At 36.5% G+C, this 17357-nt stretch carries 18 protein-coding genes; 5 read left to right on the top strand and 13 right to left on the bottom strand.

Annotated features, from left to right (window positions below):
* Position 1: 1 nt before the first annotated feature.
* From CA834_RS04995 to CA834_RS04980, 4 genes are all read right to left on the bottom strand, one after another.
* Positions 2-826 (bottom strand): SDR family oxidoreductase, encoded by an 825-nt coding sequence (locus tag CA834_RS04995; RefSeq protein ID WP_094967569.1) that lies wholly within the window; start codon positions 824-826, stop codon positions 2-4.
* A 13-nt stretch (positions 827-839) separates the two neighbouring features.
* On the bottom strand, positions 840-1811 hold the full coding sequence (locus CA834_RS04990; protein ID WP_094967568.1) for a 3-oxoacyl-ACP synthase III family protein: 972 nt from the start codon (positions 1809-1811) through the stop codon (positions 840-842).
* A gap of 245 nt (positions 1812-2056) precedes the next feature.
* Positions 2057-3004 carry an NAD(P)H-dependent flavin oxidoreductase gene (locus tag CA834_RS04985; RefSeq protein ID WP_094967567.1) on the bottom strand — a complete coding sequence of 316 codons (948 nt, stop codon included), beginning with the start codon at positions 3002-3004 and terminating at the stop codon, positions 2057-2059.
* 56 nt (positions 3005-3060) lie between these two features.
* Complete coding sequence (locus CA834_RS04980) at positions 3061-4257, bottom strand: class I SAM-dependent rRNA methyltransferase (protein ID WP_094967566.1); 1197 nt, start codon at positions 4255-4257, stop codon at positions 3061-3063.
* Positions 4258-4509: 252 nt separating this feature from the next.
* Between CA834_RS04980 and CA834_RS04975 the strand changes: the two genes are divergently transcribed.
* Both CA834_RS04975 and CA834_RS04970 read left to right on the top strand, forming a co-directional pair.
* Entirely contained in the window at positions 4510-5184 is a 675-nt protein-coding gene (locus CA834_RS04975) for a NeuD/PglB/VioB family sugar acetyltransferase (RefSeq protein WP_094967565.1), read from the top strand.
* Positions 5185-6501 carry a phenylacetate--CoA ligase family protein gene (locus CA834_RS04970; RefSeq protein ID WP_094967564.1) on the top strand — a complete coding sequence of 439 codons (1317 nt, stop codon included), beginning with the start codon at positions 5185-5187 and terminating at the stop codon, positions 6499-6501. It begins immediately after the preceding gene.
* 16 nt (positions 6502-6517) lie between these two features.
* Here CA834_RS04970 and CA834_RS04965 read toward each other — a convergent pair whose 3' ends face one another.
* From CA834_RS04965 to dnaK, 5 genes are all read right to left on the bottom strand, one after another.
* Positions 6518-7618, bottom strand: coding sequence for a sugar-transfer associated ATP-grasp domain-containing protein (locus tag CA834_RS04965; protein ID WP_094967563.1), 1101 nt, complete (start codon positions 7616-7618; stop codon positions 6518-6520).
* 27 nt (positions 7619-7645) lie between these two features.
* Positions 7646-8749 (bottom strand): sugar-transfer associated ATP-grasp domain-containing protein, encoded by a 1104-nt coding sequence (locus tag CA834_RS04960; protein WP_094967562.1) that lies wholly within the window; start codon positions 8747-8749, stop codon positions 7646-7648.
* Between the two features lie 49 nt (positions 8750-8798).
* Positions 8799-9446: a GNAT family N-acetyltransferase gene (locus tag CA834_RS04955; protein ID WP_094967561.1), complete on the bottom strand. Its 648-nt coding sequence runs from the start codon at positions 9444-9446 to the stop codon at positions 8799-8801.
* A gap of 6 nt (positions 9447-9452) precedes the next feature.
* Positions 9453-10319 carry a BKACE family enzyme gene (locus CA834_RS04950; RefSeq protein ID WP_094967560.1) on the bottom strand — a complete coding sequence of 289 codons (867 nt, stop codon included), beginning with the start codon at positions 10317-10319 and terminating at the stop codon, positions 9453-9455.
* Between the two features lie 220 nt (positions 10320-10539).
* A complete protein-coding gene (dnaK, locus tag CA834_RS04945; RefSeq protein WP_094967559.1) occupies positions 10540-12450 on the bottom strand; it encodes a molecular chaperone DnaK in 1911 nt (636 codons plus the stop codon).
* A gap of 197 nt (positions 12451-12647) precedes the next feature.
* On the opposite strand from dnaK, the gene CA834_RS04940 reads away from it, so the two are divergent.
* On the top strand, positions 12648-13157 hold the full coding sequence (locus CA834_RS04940; RefSeq protein WP_094967558.1) for a hypothetical protein: 510 nt from the start codon (positions 12648-12650) through the stop codon (positions 13155-13157).
* Positions 13158-13221: 64 nt separating this feature from the next.
* On the opposite strand, the gene CA834_RS04935 is transcribed toward CA834_RS04940, so the two are convergent.
* The gene (locus CA834_RS04935; protein WP_240507470.1) at positions 13222-13695 is read right to left on the bottom strand and encodes a nuclear transport factor 2 family protein; all 474 of its coding nucleotides are present in this window, start codon (positions 13693-13695) and stop codon (positions 13222-13224) included.
* Positions 13696-13766: 71 nt separating this feature from the next.
* Here CA834_RS04935 and panB point away from each other — a divergent pair, with 71 nt between their 5' ends.
* On the top strand, positions 13767-14585 hold the full coding sequence (gene panB / locus CA834_RS04930) for a 3-methyl-2-oxobutanoate hydroxymethyltransferase (RefSeq protein ID WP_094967557.1): 819 nt from the start codon (positions 13767-13769) through the stop codon (positions 14583-14585).
* Positions 14585-15289 (top strand): RluA family pseudouridine synthase, encoded by a 705-nt coding sequence (locus CA834_RS04925; RefSeq protein WP_094967556.1) that lies wholly within the window; start codon positions 14585-14587, stop codon positions 15287-15289. The genes panB and CA834_RS04925 overlap by 1 nt, the downstream gene beginning before the upstream one ends.
* On the opposite strand, the gene CA834_RS04920 is transcribed toward CA834_RS04925, so the two are convergent.
* The 3 genes from CA834_RS04920 to CA834_RS04910 all read right to left on the bottom strand — a co-directional run bounded on the left by CA834_RS04920 (position 15284) and on the right by CA834_RS04910 (position 17297).
* Positions 15284-15949, bottom strand: a complete 666-nt coding sequence (locus CA834_RS04920; protein WP_240507469.1) for a sensor histidine kinase — start codon at positions 15947-15949, stop codon at positions 15284-15286. The two genes, CA834_RS04925 and CA834_RS04920, sit on opposite strands and share 6 nt — an antisense overlap.
* Before the next feature lie 86 nt (positions 15950-16035).
* Positions 16036-16752, bottom strand: a complete 717-nt coding sequence (locus CA834_RS04915; protein WP_094967554.1) for a hypothetical protein — start codon at positions 16750-16752, stop codon at positions 16036-16038.
* A gap of 32 nt (positions 16753-16784) precedes the next feature.
* A complete protein-coding gene (locus CA834_RS04910) occupies positions 16785-17297 on the bottom strand; it encodes a hypothetical protein (protein WP_094967553.1) in 513 nt (170 codons plus the stop codon).
* Positions 17298-17357 lie beyond the last annotated feature (60 nt).

Below are 17357 nucleotides of genomic sequence, written 5' to 3'. Positions count from 1 at the left end.
ACTATCCGGTTATATGGTAACCGCCATCGACATGACGTATTTCGCCTGTAATTCTCACTTCGGGTCTAAATAAGTGTACGACTTCGTATGCCAAATCTTCTGGACGTGCATTTTGTAGTGGACTCATTTTATTGGCCGTATCCACATCTTTTTGGGTCAAGGTAGCATTACCTGCTTTACTGGAAATATAGGTTGAAAATCGGATGGCATTAGCCCTAATATTTCTAGAGCGACCCAATTCATCTGCCAACTCCACGGTTATGCGCTCTAAGGCAGCCTTCGCTATACTTATGTTTCTGTAAGGGTGAAAGGTCACCTTCTCGGCAGCAATATAACTTAAGGAACAAATGGAGGACCCATCTTGTAATACATTAGATTTAAGTAGATGATGACTCAGTCGGATTAACGAATAAGCCGAGACATTCATGGTGTCACAAAACTCATCTAGGGATACTTGTACCAAAGGTTTTACCTGTTTTCCTCTAATGGTCTTATCCATAGCTATGGCATGTAAAAAGCCATCGAGCTTTACGCCTTGTTCTTCAAATTTAAGAGCTAAGTCTTCAATACTTTTGTCTATTGATACATCCAACACTTCAGTTTGGACATCTTCGCCTAATTCCTGCTTTACGGCGTCTTCAAAATCCTTATAATTGGTATTTAAAAATTGGGCTGCACGCTCAGATAAATCCCCGTGGTGGCTTGTAACCCCTAAACCCGTGCAAATCACCCGACCACCATTAGCTAAGATTTCCTTAGCGACATACATGGCCAAAGAATTTTCATCTGATATACCTGTTATTAAAAATGTTTTGTTTGACAGCATACGTTTTGTGTTCTTACCATTTATATAAAGCTGTTCCCCACGTCCAGCCAGCCCCAACTGCCGCAAACAACAATAAATCTCCGGGTTCCATTGACTCCTGTTTTAAAACTTCATCCAAAACGATGGGAATAGTTCCTCCAGACGTATTGGCATATTTGTCCATATTGGTCTGTACTTTTTCAAAAGGTATACCCACCTGTTTAGCAATTTCTTTTAAAATACCGATACTAGGTTGATGAGGAATCATATATTTAATAGCATCTATGGATACCCTGTTTTTTTCTAGCAATTCAATGATGCTTTTAGGAACTACCTCGGTAGCAGTTTGATATACGGCTTTTCCATTCATTTGAAAATAATGATCTCCGTTTTTTACACTCTCTTCTGATGCTGGCTGTTCAGAACCGCCGGCAGGAATAGAAAAATGGTCTTTTCCTGTACCATCAGCATGCAATATAAATTCAACAAAACCTTTATCTTCTGTTGTTTGAGAAAGAACTATAGCTCCTGCGCCATCCCCAAAAAATACCGCATCTCTACGTTCCCAATCAATGATGTTAGAAAAGGTGTCGGCCCCTATGACCAAAACATTTTTATACATCCCGGTACTTATAAACTGTACGCCTATGGAGGTGGCAAACAACGCGCCTGAGCAAACTGCTGAAATGTCAAAAGCTACTGCATTCTTGGCTCCTAGTTTTTCTTGAACGAAGCAAGCACTTGAGGGGGCCAAACGATCTGGTGTTGCTGTCGCCATGATGATTAAGTCAATATCTAAAACCGATAAGCCTGCATCTTCAATGGCTTTTAAACCCGCTTTAGAGGCCAAATCGCTTGTAGTTTCTCCTTCTACTATGCGCCGTTCCTTAATACCAAGGGTATTGTAGATCCAGGTATCTGATGAACCTACTGATTCAAAAAAGTCATTCTTTAAGATTTTTGGAGGTACATACGAACCTGTACCCTTTATAAATGCATTATACATTCTTTGAATTTTTGTTAAAAATCTTGATTTTATTTCACAAACAAAACCTAATTGATACGAATTTTTAATTTTTTTTCAATTTGACAGCGGAAACCTAAAAATTAGCTGTTTTAAAAAAGACTTTTAACTATTCATCTGTTTTAAAACAAGTGAGCCCTTAATCAAACCTTTCACTAAACATAGATTTTGTTAATTTGTCCTTTTGTTCAAAAAAATCATTCAAAACATACTACAACAGTAAAGCCTCAGCTCAATAGATTAGCCACAATAGCTTTGACAGGAAGAATCGCTTTAGTATGCTCTATGCTGGGACCGGCAACCCAAACGGTTTTATAGGTTGCTTTTTTAGCAGCTTTCTCAGTAGCTCTCATCCCTATTGAAAAACGGACCATCTTAACCCATTTTTTGAGTTTTCGATTTTTATTGAGAAGGTTTTCAATCCAGGTGGCCTTAGTCCCTATCTTTTGAACATAAGGTGTGTTAATTACTGTACACGGTGTTCCTGAGATACGTTCTGTCATTACAATATCACTTGCACCATAATCCACACAGGCCTGTTTATAGTCGTCTGTTACTCCTGCTTCTATTGATGCTATGAAGGGACTACCCACCGAGACGCCTTCGGCACCGTAGCTAAGCATTTTATCGATATCGGCTCTGCAACCTACTCCACCTGCAGAAATCACCGGAATGTTACAGTTATCTATTAATTCCTTAATTAATTCTTGAGGAGAAAGTTGACCTCTATGGCCACCGGCCTCATTATTGACTGCAATAATTGCATCAGCACCTAATTCCTCAACTTTTTTGGCGAATTTTAAATCCGTAACATCACAAAATACTTTAATACCAGCCTTATGAGCTTGATTTATAGTCTCTTCAGGACTTCCTAAAGATGTTATTATAAAATCACAGCCTTCTTCACAAAGGACCTCGAGTTGGCCTTTATATTTTACATTTGATTTGTTTACAATAAGATTAAAACCAAATGATCCACCCTCCACCTTAGCTGACTTTAGTTCAGTGATGGCCGCTCTTAATTCGTCAAGGGTTCTGTAATTTAAGGCTGGTATGCATCCGGCAATACCAGACTTCATAGCTTCCTTAACCATAGCCACATTGGATACCAAAAACATCGGTGCCTGAATAATGGGATATTTTATCTGTAGGAGTTGGGTGAGTTGTGTTTGCATTTTATTTTTTAAGACGGTCAAATATAAACAAATTTGTTATGCGTGCATAATAAAAATCAATTCCTTAACTTATAATATGCACATTTTAAATATGCACCCTCCTCAAACGCAACGGGATGATCTATGTCGTGCTGAGTCTTTAAAATAACATCGAATGCACGTGACTTTAAATTTAAAACATGCTCGTTTAAATCAAAAAACGATTGTGCTATAATTCTCGATGAACACGACGCCAAAATCAAGAGCCCTTTTTTTGCCGTTAGTTGAAGCCCAAGTTCAGCAAGCTGAAGGTACTTCTTTTTTGCCAGTTCTATTTCAGATTTGCGTTTCGCGAAACTTGGAGGATCAATAATAACGACATCAAATTGTTTGCCTTTTATTATGAGGTTCTTCATAACCTCAAAGGCGTCGCCAACTATAGTGTCATGAACGCCTGAAAATGGATTTAACTTCGCGTTTTCCTTTGCCATTTCAAGAGCTTGTTTACTTATATCCACACTGGTCACTTCCTTCGCTCCACCAGCCAAGGCATGCACTGAAAATCCACCAGCATAGGAAAATACGTCTAAAACGGTTTTACCATAACTCATTTCTCCTACACGTCTACGGTTTTCCCGATGGTCTAGAAAATAACCGGTCTTATGACCCAGGATGACATTGGCAGAAAATCTAATCCCATGTTCAACAAATTGAATAACGTTGTTTTCAAGGACACCTCTTATAATTTGTCCATCCTTCAGGTTATGGTTTCTGCTTTTTTGTAAGGAACGGCTTAATCGTATTACAATGGTTTTGGTTTTTGATACTTGGTACAAACTATCTAAAATGGACTCTAGATAGGGTAACCATATTTCTGAATATAGTTTTACAACTAGCACCTTATTGTAAACATCTGCAATTAAACCGGGAAAACCATCGTTCTCCCCGAAGATTAGACGATAGCTATTGGTTTCCGTGGCCAATAGAGGCGCTCTTTTTTTATAAGCCATAAGAATTTTGTTATAAAAAAATTCTTTGTTGAGGGTAACTTTTTGAGTGCCGCTATGAATAAGCTTAATTCTGATAGGAGAGAATTCGTCGTAGAGACCCAATCCTATGAGTTTATTTTTCTGCTTACTAAAAATAATAGCTAAATCTCCTGTTTTAGGAGTGCCACTAACTTGAGAAATACTATTCGAGAATATCCAAGGATGACCACTTCTAACCGATTTTTCACCTGCAGAGGTGAGCTTTACCGCCAATCGTTTTGACATACTCTTTGATGTTTTTTACAGAAACTTCAGAAGGAAGATTAAAATGTTTCTAACTCCAAAAGTTAAATCAAAAATAGGCCAATGCACGTTAGAATTTGTACTTCATAGGCAAAATATCAAAAATTCTATCTTTTATGTTATCTTTATTCTAGAAAAATAGTTAGCCCTAAATAGACCTTTTTTAAATTAAATTTTCTGACACTAAACTAACTTTGATTTTCCTACAATTAAAATTGTTGTCCTACTTATCCTATGAAAAAAGTTATAATATACGGTGCCTCAGGTCATTCCAAAATGATTATTGATATTATTCATAAAACCAAGGCTTACGAAATAGTTGGATTTATGGATTCATACAAAGCGGATGGTAAACGTATTTATGGATATGATATCATAGGGGACTTAGACAATTTAATTGATTTAATTAAAAGTTATGATATCTATGGTGTCATAATAGGAATAGGTGACAACTACACAAGGAAAATGGCCCATGAGGCTATTTCTGAAATTGCCCCGGAACTTAATTTTGTGCCAATTATTCATCCTAGTGCCATAATCGCCGACGATGTTGAAGTAACTCAAGGCACAGTTGTAATGGCTGGTGCAATAATTAATGCTGGTGCCAAAATTGGAAATTTTTGTATTATAAATACAAAGGCCTCATTAGGGCACGACTCTGAGATGTCAGATTACTCAAGCTTAGCTTCTGGGGCTACGGTAGGTGGTAATGTTAGTATTGGAACCTGTTCTGCCATATGCCTTAGTGCATCAATCATAAATAACGTTGCTATTGGAGGCCATACTGTAATTGGGTCTGGTGCCTTAGTCATTAGCTCCATTGGTGATTTTAAGCAAGCTATTGGAGTGCCTATTAACAGCATCAAGGCACGAAAAATAGATTCTAAATACCTTGAAAGACATAACTAAATGGTATTGAACGCAATTCGAAATCGCGCATTTTGGACATTAGATGGCTTAAAAGGAGGTATAATTAAGCGTCATTTAAATGACGTTAGACGTGGTGTTGAAAATCCGAATTCACCCGAATCCAAAAAAGTCAAGAAACGTAATATCAAAGCTCTACTGAAACATGCTTCATCCACGACACCCTTTTACAGGGATTATGAAAAAGTCGACAACCTTGAAGGGTATCCTGTTATTAGGAAAACCGTTGTCCAGGATAATTTTGAAGCATTTAAATCAGAACTTTATAAGGATGCTAAAAATTTTAAGGTCTCAACCAGTGGCTCAACCGGTGTACCATTTTTTCTATTTCAAAATAAGGGAAAGCGACAGAGAAACCATGCCGATGTTATCTATTTTTTTAAACAAGCCGGATTTAACATTGGAAATAGACTTTATGAACTTGAAGTTTGGCGAGCGCATAATAAAAAGAACAACCTAAAGTCTAAGCTCCAAAATGTCGTTCAATTTGATATATCTAGACTTTCTGATGATAGAATCCTAGAGTTTATCAATTTGATTAAAACAGATAGTCAGACTGAGAAAACCTTGCTTGGTTTTGCCTCCTCTTATGAGCGGATAGCACAATATCTGGAAAAGAATGATTTACAACTTGAAAATTTGGGCATCGTCTCCGCTATTGCAAATTCTGAGTACTTAAATCCCTACACCAAGAAAACATTAGGAAAATACCTAAACACTGACATCCTTTCGAGATATTCAAGCGAAGAAATTGGCATTATTGCACAACAAACCCTTGAATCGCCAAATAATTTTGTACTAAACCATTCGAGCTATCATATTGAACTTCTAAATTTTAATTATGACGAACCGGTTAAACCAGGTGAATTTGGTAGAATTGTTGTTACAGATTTATTTAATTACGCCATGCCAATCATTAGGTACGACACGGGCGATATTGCTAAATTAGGCCTAAGTTCAAATGGTGCTATGTCATTTGAACAAATTGAAGGGCGCAAAATGGATTTAATTTACGACTCTTCTGGTAATATAATTTCTTCTTTTGTTGTTTATACAAAATTTTACCAATATTACCATTTATTGAGACAATACCAATTTATCCAACAAGGCGAAAAACACTATGAAGTTAAGCTTAATCTTCAAACGGGAAACACCTTTCAATATGAACAGGCTTTAATAGAAGACATCAAGTCTGATTTTGGTGATGATGCGGAAATTACTATAACCTACGTTGATGAAATTCCGCCGCTGGCGTCAGGCAAGCGCAGAAAAGTTATAAATAATTATAAAACTCATTAATTAGTTTTGATTGAGGTTAACGCAGGCCTTCGTTTAAAATTTTATCGGTAAACTCTCCAAATAAAGGTCCGTTAACAATTTGTAGAACCCTTGTTCCTTGCGTATAGGTATTATATTCTATCAAAACGGGTTTATCCTTGTCGTTTAAAGCAATGTCCCAAGATATAATACGAAAATAAGGCACTTTTTTGTGAAGATCTTTTACCATGGCCGTGACCCTTTCAAAGTTAGGGATTTCCAAATCCTTAAAAATCAATCCAGAATCTGTTCCAAAGCACCTATCACCATGCATGGTAAAACCTACAGGATTAAATTTACCGTACATGTTTAAACCACAGGCTATTCCTCCCGCAGAAAAATTATCAGTATCGCTGCCACTTTTTCCTATTCTAACGACACTGGTAATTATATGAACTTCCTCTGCTCTTAAATAACTCATAACCCTTATTGTATTTAATGAAGAGTCATTTAACATTTTCATAAAACGACTTTGAATTAAAAACTCCTGAACCAAAAAATCTTGTTTATACATCGTTAACAGTTGATCAAGCTTTCTTTCACAGTTTTCAGCACCTAGAGCATCAACAGAAAACGACTTTACCATTTTGCCCTGTCCTGTCCATATACTAGGCTTTATAATCAATCTGTTCTGAGAATTCAATATAAGCTCTATTGCCTTGGATTTGCTAATAATAATACCCTCACTATAATAAAATCCATTAATATTGGATACTATCAATTTAGGTTGTTCAAAACCATTAAATATAGAATACAATAAGTTCTTATCAAGCAATGCCGGCCACTGGCGCATTTGATTCAACTTGTGGGCAATTTGGGATCTAAATATATCTCCAGGAACATATTCTTTTCTAAATTCACCTGTTATTCCTTTATAATATTGATGCCATAATGTATTTCTGAGCATATAGCCTTTAGACATCCAATAAGACTTTGCTATTTTTTTTTCGACTTTGGTTAATTCTGGAATTTTATACTTCATTATGTCATCTTTTACCTCACCTATGGCACGGGCAGCTTTGTTGTAAACAGCTATGCGCTCTCGCCATCTAAAAATTGGCTTGACAAGTCGTTGTTTTAATGATTGGTATAATGACATTAGTTTTAAATCTTTATGAGAAAGAGATTAGTTTATTCCCAAACTTAAAATCTCATCCGTGAATTTACCAAACAAAGGCCCATTCACCACCTGAGAAGGGTTAGTGCTTTGGTTGTAAGTGTTGTATTCTATCAACACGGGTTGATTATTTTCATTTATCCCAATATCCCATGATATCAATCTAAAATAGGGCACCCTCATATGCAGCCTTCTCACCATAGCTTTAACATCCTCATAATTTGGTACTTTACAGTCCTTCAATGATATTCCTGACTCTGTTTTAGAATAAACCTTTCTACCAAGCTTGGTGTAGCCTACAGAATTGAATTCACCCTTGGCGTTGACCCCACAAATAATTCCACCTCCTTCATAATTATCCGTATCACTCCCCTTTTTCCCGATACGCACTATGGTAGACAAAACATGGACCTCCTCATCCCTTAAATAACTCATAATTCTTAGAGTATTCAATGTGGTGGGGTTTAGTTTTTTCATTTCTGGACTTTGACTCATGAACTCCTGAATGACAAAATCTTTCTTATAGGATTTAAATAAGTTCATGATTTCATAAGTCTTATCTGTTGTATTTAAATCTTCTGTTGAAATTACTTTTACCATAACACCGCCTCCTGAATCAATACTGGGTTTTATAATTAATTTCTGTTTAGAGTGAAGAACGCCTTTAATTGCTTCAGATTCAGACACCAAATCACCTTGCCAATAATAAAAGCCATTAATATTTGACAACACCCGCTTTGGCTGCGAGAATTCACTAAATATCGTGTAGGATAAGTTTTTGTCTAATAATGCTGGCCACTGCAGCGTTTGGTTTAGCTTATGACAAATTTTTGACCTAAAAATATCCTCAGGAATATACTCTTTATGAAAGATTCCATTTTTCCCTTTGTAAAACTGGTGCCAATACGTATTTCTAAGATTATAGCCTTTAGATTTGAAATAGGCCTTAGCTTCATCAATTTCGGCCTTGGTCAACTTCCCAATCTCATTAATTTTAATACTCTTCCTAATTTGATGTCTTGCATTGGCCCCTCTATTAAATCTCAATAGCATGTTTCGCCAATTCAACATAGGTTGTACAAGGTTTTGCTTAATGGAGTAATATAGGGACATGGTTTAAATTAATTGTGAAAATTGATTATCATAACCAAGATTTGGATAATTATTGTGAATAATCCTTCAGAATGAAATTAAAAGTCCATTTTTGAAATAAAATAATACTAAGATACAGTTTGATCGGTTTCGAATTGAGCTTTTTCTTAAATCTAATAGTAGATTTATTAAAATACTCGCTAACACTGAGAAATGTATCCACCCCTTCCTTTAGAAGATGCTTGTAACTGTGGTAACGCAAGTAAGGTGCAATATTTTTACCCCTATAATCTTCAAATGTGTACATACTATGGAGATAACTCTCATTAGATTTTAAATCAAAATAACGCTTTCTAAAAACAAAAGGTTTACGCTTAATAAACATATATGCTGCAATCTTTCCCTTATTCTTTAATCCAAGACAGATTTCACCATTATTTAAATCTGCAAATAAGTCCTTGGCTTCAATACCTATAATTGTGTGTTTGATAAAGGCAATCTCATCCTTACCAAAAACAGACAGTTCAAAATCTTTATCGTCTCCTCTAATTTCTGGGGCCCTTAGGGATTCGGTTGCTTCTTTAACCCAATAGTAAGGCATAAAGTCCAATCCGATTTTTGCAAGATTATTTCTAACCCCATGCCAAAAAAGTCCGTGTTTGATGATATTGGATATCCATTGGATACGATATTTAATGCCTGATTTATTTCCTTCCATTGGCCATTAATTGTAAATACGACCGTAACGCCCATTTCCAGGTTCCATCATCATCTGCATCCGAAATTCTGAGGGCGTCATTATGGGTCTATTATTTGCTTTTGCTATAATATGAATACGTTCAAGAAGCTCAGAATTTGTAGCTAACCGCGTTCGTTCCTTATCATACCAAATATTGTCTTCAAGACCAACCCTAACCCCTTTTCCAATAGCTATGGCCAGTGAGTTCATCATTAATTGACCGTTTCCTATACCAGCAATACTTACCATGGCATCTTCCTGTAGATCATTTAACATAACCCCTGTATGTAGCAGATTAGTTTGGGCACAGGCAATATTTCCAAACAATAGATTATAATAAAGAGGGGGCTTGATAATCTTCTTTTTTACTAAGTATTTGCCAAAATTTATCATTCCAACATCAAAGACTTCAAGCTCTGGAACTATACCTTTATCCTTCATCACCTTTGCCAAATTTTCAATCATATCTGGTGCATTCATACTTGCCACCTTATTAAAGTTTAATGAACTTAAGGTAAGACTCCCCATATCAGGTTTTAGATTACCTTTTAAATGAAGTACATCTGAGCGTTTATCTAAGGTATTGAAGTTTCTACCGCTTAGTGACGCACAAATCACTAAATCTGGCGCATAGTTTCGAATTCCTGAAATGATATCCGCATACACTTCTTTCTTATAGGTAGGATGGCCGGTATCCGCATTACGTGCGTGAATATGGACCATAGTTATGCCTATTTCGTAAGCCTTATGAACATCCTCTACAATTTCGTTTACGGTAATGGGTACATGAGGTGTCATATCCTTAGTAGGAATCATCCCAGTAGGCGTGAAATTGATTATTAATTTATTCATTTGATTTTGGGCTTCTTTATTGGTTCATATTAAATTTAAGTCAATTCCAATAAAAGAAACAAACAATTCGTTAATCCGAGTATGATTCTCCTTAATGTGCATAAAATATTCATTTACGGCACTTTACTTGTTCTCATTAAATAAAAAAACCCAACATCTCTGTTGGGTTTTCAAGGTGATTATATGTTAATGGTCACCTTTTATTGTGTCATGTTAAAGGTTACTTCACCTCTTCGAAATCTACATCTTCAACATCACTGCTTTCATCTGTAGGCTCACCATTCTGACTTGCGTCTGGTCCTGGTTGTGCACCACCTTGTTGGGCTTCAGCCTGTGCTTTGTACATTTCTTCACTTGCTACTTTCCAAGCTTCATTAATTTTCTCCAAAGCTGGGTCAATCACAGCAATATCCTTCGTTTCATAAGCTTTTTTCAGCTCTTCAAGTGCATCCTCAATTGGTTTTTTCTTATCATCGGATAATTTTTCACCAAATTCCTTAAGCTGACTTTCCGTTTGAAAAATCATAGCATCGGCACTATTCAATTTATCGGCTGTCTCTTTAGCTTTAGCGTCTGCTTCTGCATTGGCTTCAGCCTCAGCTTTCATTTTTTTGATTTCTTCCTCTGTTAATCCAGAAGATGCTTCAATCCTTATATCCTGAGATTTACCAGTCGCTTTATCTGTGGCAGACACTTTAATAATACCATTGGCATCAATATCAAAGGTTACTTCAATCTGAGGTGTTCCTCGTCTTGCTGGTGGTATTCCGTCTAAGTGGAATCGTCCAATTGTTTTATTATCAGCGGCCATAGGACGCTCACCTTGTAACACGTGTATCTCTACTGATGGCTGATTATCAGCTGCTGTTGAGAATACTTGCGATTTCTTAGTAGGAATAGTTGTATTTGCTTCAATTAATTTGGTCATTACATTACCCATAGTTTCAATACCAAGAGATAGTGGAGTAACGTCTAACAAAAGAACATCTTTTACATCACCTGTTAATACTCCTCCTTGAATTCCTGCACCCAAAGCAACAACTTCATCTGGGTTAACTCCTTTACTTGGTGCTTTTCCAAAGAATTTTTCAACTGCCACTTGTACCGCTGGGATTCTTGTAGAACCACCTACTAATATAATTTCGTCGATATCGCTCTTAGATAACCCCGCCGCTTTCAAAGCAGACTCACAAGGCTCAATAGTACGTTTTACTAAGTCGTCAATTAACTGCTCAAATTTAGAACGCGTTAAGGTACGAACCAAGTGTTTTGGACCACTAGCGGTAGCTGTAACGTACGGTAAATTAATTTCTGTTTGTGCAGAAGAGGATAACTCGATCTTAGCTTTTTCGGCGGCTTCCTTTAGACGCTGTAAAGCCATAGGGTCTTTCCGTAAGTCTAAGTTCTCATCTTTCTTAAATTCTTCTGCCAACCAATCTATTATCCTTTCATCTACATCATCACCACCTAAATGTGTGTCTCCATCTGTAGATAGTACCTCAAACACACCATCGCCTAACTCTAAGATAGACACATCATGTGTACCACCACCAAAGTCAAATACTACGATTTTCTGGTCAGTTGATTTTTTATCCAGGCCATAAGCTAAAGCTGCTGCAGTAGGCTCGTTAATGATTCGCTCTACTTTCAGACCCGCAATTTCACCAGCTTCTTTAGTGGCTTGTCGTTGGGCGTCGTTAAAATAAGCAGGAACGGTTATAACCGCACGTGTAACATCCTGACCCAAATAATCCTCGGCAGTTTTCTTCATTTTTTGCAAAATCATTGCCGAAAGTTCTTGAGGTGTATATAACCTTCCATCAATATCTACTCGTGGAGTATCATTATCACCTTTCACTACCTTATAAGGCACACGTTCCGCCTCTTTCTTCGATTCAGAATATTTATTACCCATAAAACGTTTAATGGAATAAACCGTCTTTTGAGGGTTTGTAACAGCTTGTCTCTTGGCTGGGTCACCAACTTTTATTTCACCACCCTCTACGAAAGCGATAACTGAAGGCGTGGTGCGCTTACCTTCCGCATTAGGTATAACAACAGGTTCATTACCTTCCATTACTGAAACGCAAGAGTTGGTTGTTCCTAAATCAATTCCAATAATCTTACTCATAATATATTGTTTGTTTTAAAAGAATTTCCTCAAAATGGAAATTTATAATTGTTTAAAATTTTCAATTGCTTTATATATGACAATGATTATGCCATGACATAAAATATGACACGATGTCATAATAAAACCCAAAAAAATATTTGATTGTGATTTACTTTGGTACGCGATTTGTACCTTAGAAGAAAATATTAACTATTATGAAAAAAATACCTTACTTAATTATTTTAGCCTTTTCTCTCCTTTTTACTGCATGTGAAGGTGATCCAGGACCTCCGGGACCTCCCGGTTTTGATGGCCAAGATGGTGGTTTCATTGCGGCTAGTGCTTTTGAAATTGTTTTAGATTTTACGCCCGAAAATGATTATTCCTTTATTGAGCCATATGGTTTTGAAGTATTGCCTACGGACGTAACTTTGGTTTATATCTCATGGGAGTTTCTGAATGGTGAAGATATTTGGAGGCTTCTACCACAAACAGATGACACCTTTGAGGATGGCTATTTGACCTACAATTTTGATTTCACTCAAACTGACGTTAGATTCTTTTTAGATGGTACTACAAATTTTGATAACCTACCTCCAGAATATACATTAGGACAAGTTTTTAGGGTAGTTGTAATACCAGCAGATAACGTGGGTCGTACAGACCTTAGTAACCTGGATACTGTGATGGACCTCTATGGTATTGAGGATTTTCCAAGGAGATAGATACATTTATGCAAAAAAAGGCAGCATCCGTAGAACGCTGCCTTTTTTATATGGGTTGAGTCTATTAGGACTTTTTTGAACACTGCTCTACCCGCCTAGTATCTACCAAATAAATAATTTTCCAAGTCTCGTTTTCTTTGATTAATTGAAACGAGTTGACACCGCAATGGCTAAATTTTCCATTATACCAAAATTCATAGGGAGTCCATACACTTGCCATTGAACCATCTACTTTAATATCAAAACCAAGTAATTTTTCTTCAAAAGTCCTGTCTTTTGGAATACTAGCTATTGATTTTGTAAAGTCGTAGAATTTCATTTCAGACAGCATGGATGTATTATTTTCATCTAGAGAAATGGATTGCATGGTAATATTACCTTTTGCCATTCTTTTTAAGGCTACTGTATCTTGTTTATGAAATGCCTCAAAAAAAGTGATAATCGTTTCTTTAACAGCATCCTTTTCAGATTGAGCTGTGCCATTTAAAGAAAAAACAAATGATACAACCATTATTATTTTTGAAAATGTATTCTTCATATTCATTTTGTATTTAAGTAATAAAGTTAAACAAATCTCATTATTTTTACGGACGACTAATCTAAAGTTATATGTCAATAGCAAAAAAAGAATACAAAAGAATTACTGTGAAGACCTTAGTTGACATGAAGTCTAAAGGGGAGAAAATATCCATGCTAACCGCTTATGATTTTACGATGGCCAAAATTGTAGATGGTGCTGGTATCGATGTTATTTTAGTTGGTGACTCAGCTAGCAATGTCATGGCTGGCCACGAGACTACTTTGCCCATAACCTTAGATCAAATGATATATCATGCCTCTTCTGTAGTTAGAGCTATCAATAGATCACTAGTTGTGGTAGATTTGCCTTTTGGAACCTACCAAAGTGACCCTAAGGAAGCACTTCGCTCCGCTATTCGCATAATGAAAGAAAGTGGCGGCCATGCCGTAAAATTAGAAGGCGGCAAAGAAATTAAAGATTCCATAAAGCGCATATTAAATGCTGGAATACCTGTTATGGGCCACTTAGGTTTAACGCCCCAATCGATTTATAAATTTGGTACCTATACGGTTAGAGCAAAAGAAGATCACGAGGCCCACCAGCTCAAAGAAGATGCCTTGATGCTCGAAAAAGCAGGCTGCTTTGCTATAGTTTTAGAAAAAATCCCGGCGAAATTAGCCAGAGAGGTTGCTGAAAGTGTTTCAATTCCGGTTATTGGTATTGGTGCTGGTGATGGTGTTGACGGTCAAGTATTGGTGCTACATGATATGCTTGGCATGACCCACGAATTCAACCCAAGATTTTTACGTCGATATATGAATCTTTATGAAGACATGACCACAGCAATTGCCCAATATGTCAGCGACGTAAAATCTAAGGATTTTCCGAATAATGAAGAACAGTATTAATGTCTAAGACACTGTCTACAAAAGATAACCTTCAAGTTCTTTATGAAGACAACCACATCATCATTGTTAATAAGCGTGCTGGGGACATCGTTCAAGGGGATAAAACCGGTGATACGCCTTTAAGCGAAGTTGTTAAATCGTATATTAAGGATAAGTACAATAAGCCCGGAAATGTGTATCTCGGAGTTGTTCATAGACTGGATAGGCCCACAACGGGAATTGTGCTTTTCTCAAAAACAAGCAAGGCCCTGCCGCGATTGAACAAGTTATTTGCAGAGAAACAAGCCAAGAAAACCTATTGGGCCCTGGTTAAAAATGAACCAAAGCAAGCTTCTGCTAGATTAACCCATTGGTTGAAGAAAAATCCAAAAAACAATAAATCCACCGCATTTTTAACGGAAATAACGGGCTCAAAGAAGGCTATTCTAGAATATAACACCATAAAGAAACTAGATAACTTTTTTCTTTTGGAAATTGATTTAGAAACAGGAAGGCATCACCAAATAAGATGCCAATTAGCTGCAATAGGCTGCCCTATCAAGGGCGATTTAAAGTATGGGTTCGACAGAAGCAATAAAGATGCTAGCATTTCACTTCATGCACGTCGGCTAGAATTTATACACCCAGTAAAAAAAGAATTGTTACGTATAGTTGCACCAGTACCGAATGATTCGCTGTGGAACGCCTGTGAAGAAGCATTATAATTGGAAAGGATACTCAAGAGTTAGCTTAGTTCCCTCTCCTATTTGAGATTCTATGGTAAACTTAGCCTTAATCATTTCGGACCGCTTTTCCATATTAATAAGTCCGGAGCCTTTCTCAACTGTATTAATATCAAATCCCTTTCCGTTTTCAGTAACCTCAACTATTAAGTTTTCAGGATTATAAATAATGGAAGTTCTTAATTCTGAAGCCTCAGCGTACTTAAGCGTGTTAGAATAGAACTCCTGTAATATTCTAAAAAGAATGATTTCGTCCTTTTTGTTTTCAAAATTGACCTTATCACCAATAACACTTAGGCTGGCTTCTAGCTCCCCTATTTTATTGAGACGTTCAATCTCATTGGCTAGGGTTTTGTCGAATCCCAAATTATAAATCACATCACTGTTAAGCGATTTTGATAAAGCCCTTACTTCTGCCAAACTATTTTTTAACGCTTGAGCCGCTTCATTAGCTCTTGGACTCAAGGCTTCGGGTACGTTTTTAACGACGGCATTCATCTGCATTGTAGCATAGGACAGGATTTGACCCACATTGTCATGTAACTCGCGACCCACGTGCTTTAAGGTCTCGTCTTGGATTTCCTGCTGTGTCCTGACCAATTCCTGGTCGAACGCTTTTTGTTGATTCAATTTATCTAACATAAGCTTGTTCTTACGTCTTTGGAATGTTATAAAGAACACCACAAATACAACTAACAAAGCCAAGGTAAAAAATATCACATAAGAAATCAGTGCAATTTCTTCGGTACTAATTTGCCTTTGTAGTAAAGTGAAATTAAAAATGCAAATACATAGCATGAATATAAAAGTATGTTAGATATCATTAAAAAGGTGCTCCTAAAAGCTATAAATTCTGTATTGATAGCCCTGTAATAACCATCGAAAATAAATAATGGGGTTAAACAAATGTTCCAAATCAGTAAGGCCACACTAATATAAAACACATGGGATTTATAAAAAGCCAAAATCTCCTCACTTCCCATCAATTCTCGAAAATAGAGTAAAACAAAAATGAAAATAGCAAAAGTCTGAAGGGCATTATCATAAGGTAACGACATTATGAAAAATTGCCCACTGGTTAAGTAATAAATTATCGCAAATGCCGTACAGACCACGAGTATTATTTTAATAATTTTTTTTGAAGTCTGGTCCTGCAAATTCCTTAGAAAAAATAGCCCGATAAGAATTAGCCCAATCGATGAATAAATATTGTACAACCAAGTATTTCTGCAAAAAACCGAGTTCTTAACGAAAATAAAAAGTGTGTTGTCGTAATTGTTTTGCATAAATAAGGGGTACAGACCAATAGTTTCAACAATTATAGTTAACCATAAAAACCAAACAAACGGTCTTACCTTATACTCTTTTGTTTTTAACCAATAGAGAGAAGCTGCTAGTGCGGCGGCTAATTCAACATAATGGTGAATTAAATAAGATGATTCCATCTATGGCAGAATGCTTGAACGTTCCACCTTTGTCATTGCGGATAATTTTCTCCTGGAGGTATGCCATTACTTCCTCTATTTAAACCATCTCCACCGGGTATATCTGGACTTTGATTTTGAATGGCATTAAGAAAACTGCCTTTGGATATATTTTTGGTCCCAGTGGGAATAAAAAACATGGTGGTTAACCCAGCCTTATCCTTAGCATTTGGGTATGAACCCAAGTATACTCTAAGGCCATCTAATGTGTAGCCCAAATCCTGAGCTTGGTCTTTAGCATACATTATATAATTCTCTATCTCGTCTATACTGTACCATGAAGACCTATTATCACCTCCATCTGCAGATTGCTTGAATAGTGAATCATTGATTATCCGATGTTTAATGTCAAACGCCTTATCTAAAGCCATGGCCTCTGCTGGTTTAATCAATCCTTTAGGAGGAACAATAGCTTGTTCTAATGTTGTTTCTTGTTTTGTACTATAAAAATGCATGAAAACCGCGCCGATGACAATACCTAGAATAAGTAATCCAAAATTTTTCATAATAAGTGGTTCGTGTTAATTAATAGGATATCTAATGTATTGAATTTATTAAAGATATAA

Origin of the sequence: Winogradskyella aurantia (genome assembly GCF_002266855.1) — a bacterium.
Lineage (GTDB): Bacteria > Bacteroidota > Bacteroidia > Flavobacteriales > Flavobacteriaceae > Winogradskyella > Winogradskyella aurantia.
This window is presented reverse-complemented; position numbering and strand designations above follow the sequence as displayed.